The 8313-nt window shown below is 39.6% G+C and carries 10 protein-coding genes; 8 read left to right on the forward strand and 2 right to left on the reverse strand.

What is annotated here, in order from left to right; genetic code table 11:
• Window positions 1–165: 165 nt before the first annotated feature.
• The 6 genes from BLV86_RS14685 (at window position 166) to BLV86_RS14705 (ending at window position 6836) form a co-directional block, all read left to right on the forward strand.
• Window positions 166–1143 carry a hypothetical protein gene (locus tag BLV86_RS14685; RefSeq protein WP_090818973.1) on the forward strand — a complete coding sequence of 326 codons (978 nt, stop codon included), beginning with the start codon at window positions 166–168 and terminating at the stop codon, window positions 1141–1143.
• Between the two features lie 228 nt (window positions 1144–1371).
• Complete coding sequence (locus BLV86_RS14690; protein ID WP_090818975.1) at window positions 1372–2835, forward strand: flippase; 1464 nt, start codon at window positions 1372–1374, stop codon at window positions 2833–2835.
• A gap of 320 nt (window positions 2836–3155) precedes the next feature.
• The gene (locus BLV86_RS14695) at window positions 3156–3908 is read left to right on the forward strand and encodes a hypothetical protein (RefSeq protein ID WP_139297940.1); all 753 of its coding nucleotides are present in this window, start codon (window positions 3156–3158) and stop codon (window positions 3906–3908) included.
• 17 nt (window positions 3909–3925) lie between these two features.
• Complete coding sequence (locus BLV86_RS18820; RefSeq protein WP_442950767.1) at window positions 3926–4087, forward strand: hypothetical protein; 162 nt, start codon at window positions 3926–3928, stop codon at window positions 4085–4087.
• A 68-nt stretch (window positions 4088–4155) separates the two neighbouring features.
• Window positions 4156–5400: a nucleotide sugar dehydrogenase gene (locus BLV86_RS14700; protein WP_090818981.1), complete on the forward strand. Its 1245-nt coding sequence runs from the start codon at window positions 4156–4158 to the stop codon at window positions 5398–5400.
• Between the two features lie 152 nt (window positions 5401–5552).
• Complete coding sequence (locus BLV86_RS14705; RefSeq protein WP_242873327.1) at window positions 5553–6836, forward strand: VanZ family protein; 1284 nt, start codon at window positions 5553–5555, stop codon at window positions 6834–6836.
• A gap of 47 nt (window positions 6837–6883) precedes the next feature.
• On the opposite strand, the gene BLV86_RS14710 is transcribed toward BLV86_RS14705, so the two are convergent.
• Window positions 6884–7291 (reverse strand): type II toxin-antitoxin system VapC family toxin, encoded by a 408-nt coding sequence (locus BLV86_RS14710; RefSeq protein WP_090818986.1) that lies wholly within the window; start codon window positions 7289–7291, stop codon window positions 6884–6886.
• Window positions 7288–7533, reverse strand: a complete 246-nt coding sequence (locus BLV86_RS14715; protein WP_090818989.1) for a type II toxin-antitoxin system Phd/YefM family antitoxin — start codon at window positions 7531–7533, stop codon at window positions 7288–7290. Before BLV86_RS14715 ends, BLV86_RS14710 begins: the two co-directional genes overlap by 4 nt.
• A gap of 220 nt (window positions 7534–7753) precedes the next feature.
• On the opposite strand from BLV86_RS14715, the gene BLV86_RS14720 reads away from it, so the two are divergent.
• Complete coding sequence (locus BLV86_RS14720; RefSeq protein ID WP_031554179.1) at window positions 7754–8059, forward strand: type II toxin-antitoxin system RelB/DinJ family antitoxin; 306 nt, start codon at window positions 7754–7756, stop codon at window positions 8057–8059.
• Window positions 8056–8313, forward strand: a 258-nt coding sequence (locus tag BLV86_RS14725) for a type II toxin-antitoxin system RelE/ParE family toxin (protein WP_090818992.1), incomplete at its 3' end; no start/stop codon positions are given. The genes BLV86_RS14720 and BLV86_RS14725, both read left to right, overlap by 4 nt.

Consider the following 8313-nt stretch of genomic DNA (forward strand, 5'->3'; position numbering starts at 1 on the left):
TTTTCGTGTATTGAAATGAATAGTATCTATAATTGCATATTAAAGTGTATTTGATGTTTCAAATGATGAGTATTATTTATGTTAAGCTTTTAAGAGGGGAATAATATCTTAGAGGATAATGTTACTGATACTGTAATATGACATACTCTAAAGGGAGGAATCATTATGATTTATTTAATTGCAAACGCGTTTACCACATCTGGTGGTCCAGAATTATTGCACCAATTATGTCATCATCTTAACAAAAATGGATTTGAAGCATCAATGGTATACTATAGGAAACTTAAATTTCCAACAAACGGACCAGAAGAGCCTATTATAGAGAAATATGGTAGATATAGCTGTCCTTATGCAACCAGAATAGTAGATTCACCAAATAATATTATTATTTTTCCAGAAAACACTATGTTCTTTTTGCCAAAATTTAAAAAGGTAAAAAAATTAATATACTGGTTAAGTGTAGATAATTATTATAGTTCTTTCAGGCTTAGGTATGCAAAATATTATGCACCTCTGGGAATGAGGAGAGAGAAGTACAATCCTTTCAAGAATAAATACATTCATTGCGTGCAATCAGAGTATGCGCGGCTATTTTTATTGTCTAAGGGTGTTTGCGAACAAAGTATTCATAGATTGTCAGATTACTTGAGTGAAGAGTTTATTAAGGCTACTAATGCTGAGTCTAGTTATGAAAAATTTGATACTATTCTATACAACCCAAAGAAAGGTTTAGAGTTTACTCAGAAAATAATATCATCATATACAGATGTTAATTGGGTTCCATTAATAAACATGAGCCATTCTGAAATGCTTGATGTATTATCTCATTCAAAGGTTTATATTGATTTTGGTAATCATCCGGGAAAAGACAGAATCCCAAGAGAAGCAGCAATATGTGGTTGTTGTATAGTTACTGGATTAGAAGGTTCTGCGGCAAATGATATAGATATACCTATTAAAAGAGAGTATAAATTTTCATCGGATTTAAATGAAATACCTAGAATTATTAAAAAGTTAAAATACATAATTAAGAATTATGAAACATGTAGGTGTGATTTTGATTCATATAGAAGCGAAATTCGGTCAGAAGAGAATATTTTTATTAGAGAGACTATTGACTTGTTTAGTAAAATAGCCCAATGATTCAAAAAGCGAATAAATAGGTCTTATGTTTAGCAACAATCATCGATTTGCCAGATTTTTTGTTGTAAACTATAAAGTCGAGCTCAACTCCTTGCTTTTCTATATGTCTGCAGTAAATAATATGTGTAGAATGATATTTTTGTCAGCGGGCTAGGTGAGTATAAGAACTTGGATATGGATCGTATATCATTATAATCTTGATTGGAGAAAGAAATATAGTAGCTTGTTATGAAGACAAATTCCTTGTTTTTCAATTCTATATTTAATGTAATATATAGATTTTTAAATATCCTGTTTCCTCTGATTACGGCTGCATATGTTGCTCGTGTACTAGATTCGAGCCTTATTGGAGAGATTGCATATGTTCAGAATATAACTCAATATTTTGTTTTGACCGCTACTTTGGGATTGCCCAATTATGGAACTAGAGAAATAGCTAAAATACGTGAGAATTCTAGAAGCGTAAATAGGACTTTTAGTGAGTTATTAATTTTAAATTCTATGTCTACCACAGTATGTTTAGCATTATATACTCTTTTGATATTGATTGTTCAAAGTTTTAGAATAAATAAAATACTATTTGTCATTACCGGTCTAAGTATTGTTCTTAATTATATAAATGTGGATTGGATGTATCAAGGGTTTGAACAATATCGTTATATTGCTGTACGAAGCTTTATAGTCAAATCAGTTTCTCTTATTGCTGTGTTGTTATTTGTAAAGCATAATGAGGATTATCTGCTTTATGCTTTTATTACATCTATGGCCATTGCAGGAAACAATATTTATAACATATTTAATTTGAGAAAATTTGGAATTTCTTTAACTTTAAATGGAATTAGCTTAAGAAAACATCTCATTCCTGTATTTAGTCTTTTGCTTACTACAGTTGCTATAGAACTATACACTTTACTTGATACTACCATGATTGGAATGCTCTGTAGTAAGGATAATGTTGCGTTTTACAACTACGCAATAAGAATTACAAAAGCAATAATTGTGGTTATGGCTGCGATTGGAGGGGTTCTGCTTCCGCGATTAAGTTTTTATAGAGGTAATGGAGATAATGAATCCTGTTCAATTATTGTTGAGAAAACTCTCAATATTTTATTCTTTTTACTTATTCCTAGCGCAATAGGCCTCGGAATGTGTTCAAGAGAGATTGTTATATTTCTATATGGAACAAAATTCATTAAAAGCATCCCGATTTTGAGAATATCGACACTATTAATAATTACTTTAGGGTTTAGTAATTTGTTTGGCACACAAATACTTGTTACATATAATGCTGAAAAGAAATTACTTGCTTCAACATTTATAGGAGCTATTTCAAATATTTTTTTAAATATGTTTTTGATACGATTGTATCAAGGTGAAGGAGCCGCCATAGCATCAGTGGTAAGTGAAGGGCTAGTTACTTTATCAACGTATATTTTTGCTGGAAAATACTTGAAAATTAAAGCGGATAAACATGACATAATCTGCAGTATAATTGCTAGTATAATAATGACTTTGATTATTATTGGTATCAAACTATGTATTAATAATATATCAGTATTATTATTTGCTGAGGTTTCAATTGGGATTATAGTATATTTTGTAATTACAATTTGTTTAAAGAATTCAGTTGCAGTTTATTTTTTAAATAAAATAAAAAAGTTAGGTGGTAAACGTCAAACCACTATAGGGTAACCGTGGATTATAAATTTTTTATGGATATTGACAAGAAAAGCCAGTCACCCATCATGTTTATGATGCTGAGGATTTGTCCCTGATAATTCATGAAGAGTAAATAGTGTAGAACTATGTAAGAGATTGATGATAAAACTTGGTGTAGACATTGGCATGTATTTTATTAGGTACGGTTGTAGTCAGAGGAACGGACAGTGTAAAAAAGCAATGTATAATTTTTATGGGGTATAGTAGTGAAAAGAGCAGATTATTATTTGAAGGTCTTAATTGTTTCAATGGCTCTGAGCGGGTTAGTAGCCGGAGCGGCATTTGCGAAGACATTGCGGTCGTTGGCATTAACGATAGATCCGGAAATTCAGATCGGTGAGAGTGTGGGGACCGAGAACATTATCATCAATAATGGTAAAGAGAATAGTGATTACGAAGCCAGTGTTATGACGATTAACCATAAGGATCCTGTATGGGGACTGGATGACGAACCGGAACTTTTGATAAGTCTGACCGGTAAGAATAATTATAAGTTTAGTCTTAAGAAGGAAGATGTCACTGTGACTAATCTTCTGACCGGGGGCGTCGCAGGGAACGGGGCTACGGTTGAGGAAGTTAAGGTGAACAATAGCGGGTACGATGCGACTGTAAAGGTAAAGCTTGCCAAGCTTGCATTAACGCATACCGGGAAGATTGATTCTGTGAAGATCTCGCCGGAGGGTGTGGTGTCGTGGGACGAGGCATTGGGCTCCACAAGCTATGAGATGAGGGTGATGAAGGACGGCTGGTCTTACAGGACCGTGATTGCTGACGAGTCGAACACAAAGGCACATAAGGAGACCATGGAAGTGTTCGGAGATGTGGGCAAGGGACCAACGGGGACCGAGAAGGACGAAGAGATCAAGGCACAGGAAAAGACAATGAGGGTGGAGAATGTGCTGGAGTATGACCTGAAGGGGCTTGTTAATGAGTCCGGTAACTATCTCGTGGTGGTTGTGCCGCTTAACGGGACGAACAGCATGATAAGGGGAGACAAGGTTGTTTCCGGGGAAGTGTGGCTGGAGCCGAGTGTACGCGAGAGCTGAAGTTCTTCAGCACGTTAGTGCCTGTTGCCATTAAAATCCGTCAGAAGTTTGGCATCAGGAACATTATTTTCAGCCCGGAATTCCTACGTGAGACCAAAGCGCTCTATGATAACTTGCATCCGAGCCGTATCGTTGTCGGCTGTGATGATGGTCAGAAAGATTTGTTTAGAAGAGATTAATAGTAACACCGTCGATGCGGGGCATCGGGACAGCAATGCTGTCTGGATAAAGGAAGAGAGTGTAATCTATGAACATTGCAGTAGCAGGAACAGGATATGTAGGTCTTTCGTTGGCAGTGCTTTTGAGTCAGCACAATCATGTGACCGCAGTAGATATAATCCAAGCCAAGGTCGATAAGATTAATCAGTGGGAATCGTCAATACAGGATGATTACATTGAGAAATATCTGGCAGAGGCAAAAGCAGGTGAGCGGAAACTTGATCTAACTGCAACCACGGATGGAGAAAAAGCTTATTCCTCCGTAGATTATGTGATTATTGCAGCTCCGACGAACTATGATCCGCAGAAGAATTTCTTTGATTGCTCTGCAGTGGAAAGCGTCATTGAACTGGTGATGCAATCCTCGGAAACAGCAATGATGGTCATAAAATCCACCATCCCAGTTGGCTACACAGAGCGTGTAAGGAAGAAATATCACACTGATCGTATCCTGTTCAGCCCGGAGTTTTTGAGGGAATCAAAGGCTCTATATGATAATCTGTACCCGAGCCGTATTATTGTAGGTTGTGACGAGGCGTCCAGACCTGCTGCTGAAACCTTCGCTCATCTTCTTCAGGAAGGTGCGGAGAAGCCGGATATAGACACACTCTTCATGGGTTTTACAGAGGCAGAAGCAGTCAAGCTTTTCGCCAATACTTATCTGGCGCTTCGTGTGTCCTACTTCAACGAGTTGGATACCTATGCAGAAATGAAGGGGTTGAAAACACAGGACATCATTAATGGCGTCTGTCTTGATCCACGCATCGGGTCTCACTACAATAATCCATCTTTTGGCTATGGCGGTTATTGCCTGCCAAAGGATACAAAGCAATTACTTGCAAACTATGAGGATGTGCCGGAGAACTTGATCCAGGCGATTGTTGAGAGTAATAGGACCAGAAAGGACTTTATTGCCGACCGTGTGCTTGATAAGGCAGGATATTACAGCTATACTGGCAATTCCATGTGGAACGCTGAAAAAGAACGTCCTATTACGATTGGCGTATATCGCCTTACCATGAAGGCAAATAGTGATAACTTCCGTCAGAGCAGTATTCAGGGAGTAATGAAGAGAATCAAGGCGAAGGGCGCTACAGTGATAATCTATGAGCCGACCCTTCCAGATGGAACAACCTTCTTTGGCAGCCTCGTAGTCAATGATATTGAGAAGTTTAAGTCTGGATCAGATGCCATCATCGCTAATAGGTATGATGCGATTTTGGACGATGTAGAAGAAAAAGTCTACACGAGAGATTTGTTCCGTCGGGATTGAGTCACTGACCGGGGAAGCAGGTCTTCCTCGGTTGGTTCTTTCGCATATCTTAATTAACATGTGTTATTTGACGTTTTACCGATTCTGTGGTACTAAACCGTCATTATCCATGGGAGGTGACCCATATCGAAAACAATCGCACCAGGCATATGATGAGTCTGATCTTTCTACTCGTTTACATTTTTACTGTCCTGTGGTTCACTGTGCTGAAACGGCCGACGGGATATCATGTCGCCCGGTTTGAACTGTTCTGGTCCTATAAGCGGTGGTTTGCAGGGGATACAGATCTGGGAAACGAAATCATGGCCAATATAGCTATGTTTATTCCGTTTGGCTTTCTGGTGAGCTCTGTCCTGCCGACCTCCAACCACAAGTCCAGAGTAGCCGTGATAACGGGGACTGCAATCCTGTTCTCCTTCACCATCGAGATGCTCCAGATGTTTCTGATGAGAGGACTGTTTGAGTGGGATGATGTGTTTTCCAATACACTCGGCGCAGTGATTGGAAGTGGGCTTTTCATTCTTGTCAGAATGCTGGCCTCCGAGAAACTCAGGATGACGCTAATCACATCCATTAGCCTTGTTTTCATGATAGTCTGTCTCGGCGTCTATATCCACGGGCGCGGAGCAAGCGGTGTGGAAGCGGATACTACATCAAGAGCTTACTGTTTTCAGATTGATGAGGCGTTAGTGCATGATGGTAAAGTCGAACTTAATGGCTTTGCCTTTCGTTACGATCATCCCATGGGTACTCCGAAGCTGCTTCTGCATTCGACTGACAACGGAGAACCGATAATGCTGAATATGGAGTATGGACTGGCTCGACCCGATGTAAATGATTATTTCCTCTGCGACCGGGATTACACGAACGTTGGCTTCACGGCGAGTGGAGAAGCAGAAGACGGTGAGTACGAAGTACTGATTCAATGGCCGCTGACAGTGCCATTATCCACGGGTGTGTTCATATCATCAGCTGGCGTTCATTATTTCCCTGAAGAGAGCTTCGCAGCACCGAATATAGACGCGGAGTTTATAGCGGCTGGCATTCCTCGTGTATATCTGCCGGACTGCCATTGCTGGGTGTATCAGTATCATAATGACCTCTACTGGATCGCAGATCAGGATTTTAACTTCGAGGAAGATAACACAACATACATCCAGTATCAGATGTGGACGACGCAGATTCAGAATCTGCCGGAGAAAAGGCTTGAAAACAACTGGTTCTGGGACAATATCGGTGGATACTTTGAAAAGTATGAAATAGATGGTGACTTCGGCGACTACAGGGTTATGAAGCGGGAGATACCCACAGCCTATTCCGTAACATCCATTGTTACCGGTTATTACAAGAACGGAGAGTGGATCTGGAAGAACTATTTCCGACCGATTTACAGCTTTCCGGGAGGGGAGACGAATGAGCACCAACCCCTCAAGTGATTATATCGATTTCATCTGCTCCCCCTACAACTCCTCCTAGGTGTGGATCATACTTTAATGACACATTTTTCGTTGTACCATTCGATCTTTGAATCGTGGGTAAGAAAAGAATAATTCTCGGCTTTTGCCTGTGCAAGAAGAAGCCTGTCAAAAGGATCTTTGTGACCGTGATTTTCAGCTTCGGATGTATCGAGCCGGGATGCAGCCACTACATGCTTATTATTCATGTTGAGCTGGAAGTATCCGGCTTCCTCACAGTATTCTACAAACTCTGAAGCGGTGAGGCTTAAGTTCGTATGTGGGGCATCGTGTTTCATCATCACTTCCCAGGTGGATACCGAACTGAAGTATACGGAGTTGTCAGGATCCATTATGAGTTCTTTTGCCTTTTGAGGCAGATTGGGATTATCGCCTATCGCCCATAAAGCAATGTGGGTATCGAGCAGAAGGTTCATAGGTCACCTCCTGTAAAAAGGTCAGCAATGTAATCATTATCTGCATCAAAATCATCGGGCATTGTGAATTTGCCTTTAGCGATGCCGATTCGGTTTGAGACCGGCTTTTTTTCGATGGCGGTCATCTTTACAACAGGCGTTCCGTTTCGGGCTACACGTATCTCATCTTCGCGATTCGTTTCGATAAGGCGGATGAGTTTTGATAAATCAGTTTTGGCTTCAAGGATATTTACCTGCATCATAACACTGCACCTCCCATATTATATGACTAAGCAGACCAGACTGATCTTCTTGACTAAAGTATAAGGGATGAGGATAAAAAACAGCAAGTTAAAGATTCATTAACTGTGTGGAAATTAGATCGTGCAAAAAACAATTAGAATCGACATTCAGTGAAGTATAAAGGTATCTTGCATTGTAACGCAAATTGCGTTACAATGAATAAAAGGAGTTGATATACATATGGAGAAAACAGCAACACTTAATTTACGAGTTAATCCTACAACGAAAAAATCAGCTGAAGATGTGCTTTCACGTCTGGGAATTCCTATGTCTACGGCTATTGATATGTATTTAAGACAGATTACGCTTACAGGTGGAATTCCTTTTAAGGTTTCATTACCTCAGGCACCAGATGTTATTAATGCAGATCTTATGACGACTGCAGAGATTCATGCAAAATTGCAGGAGGGCTTTGAGGATATTGAAGCTGGACGAGTACAGGATGCAAAGGCAGCATTTGCAGCTTTTAGAGAGAGTCACAGATGAGAGAATATCCTGTAAAAATTACTGAGAAAGCATTGCGTGATATGGATGGGATATATGAGTATATCGCAGTAAATCTGCAATCACCGGAAAATGCTATGAGACAGTATAACAGAATAGCAGATAATGTTCTTGGACTTGGCTTCTTTCCCGAGAAATTCAGACTGGTAGATTTTGAACCTGAACGCTCACAAGGACTTAGGCGAATGCTGGTAGATAATTACTCGGTATTTTATGTATTTGAGGAAGAGATTGTC

Origin of the sequence: Oribacterium sp. KHPX15, assembly GCF_900107835.1 — a bacterium.
GTDB lineage: Bacteria > Bacillota > Clostridia > Lachnospirales > Lachnospiraceae > Oribacterium.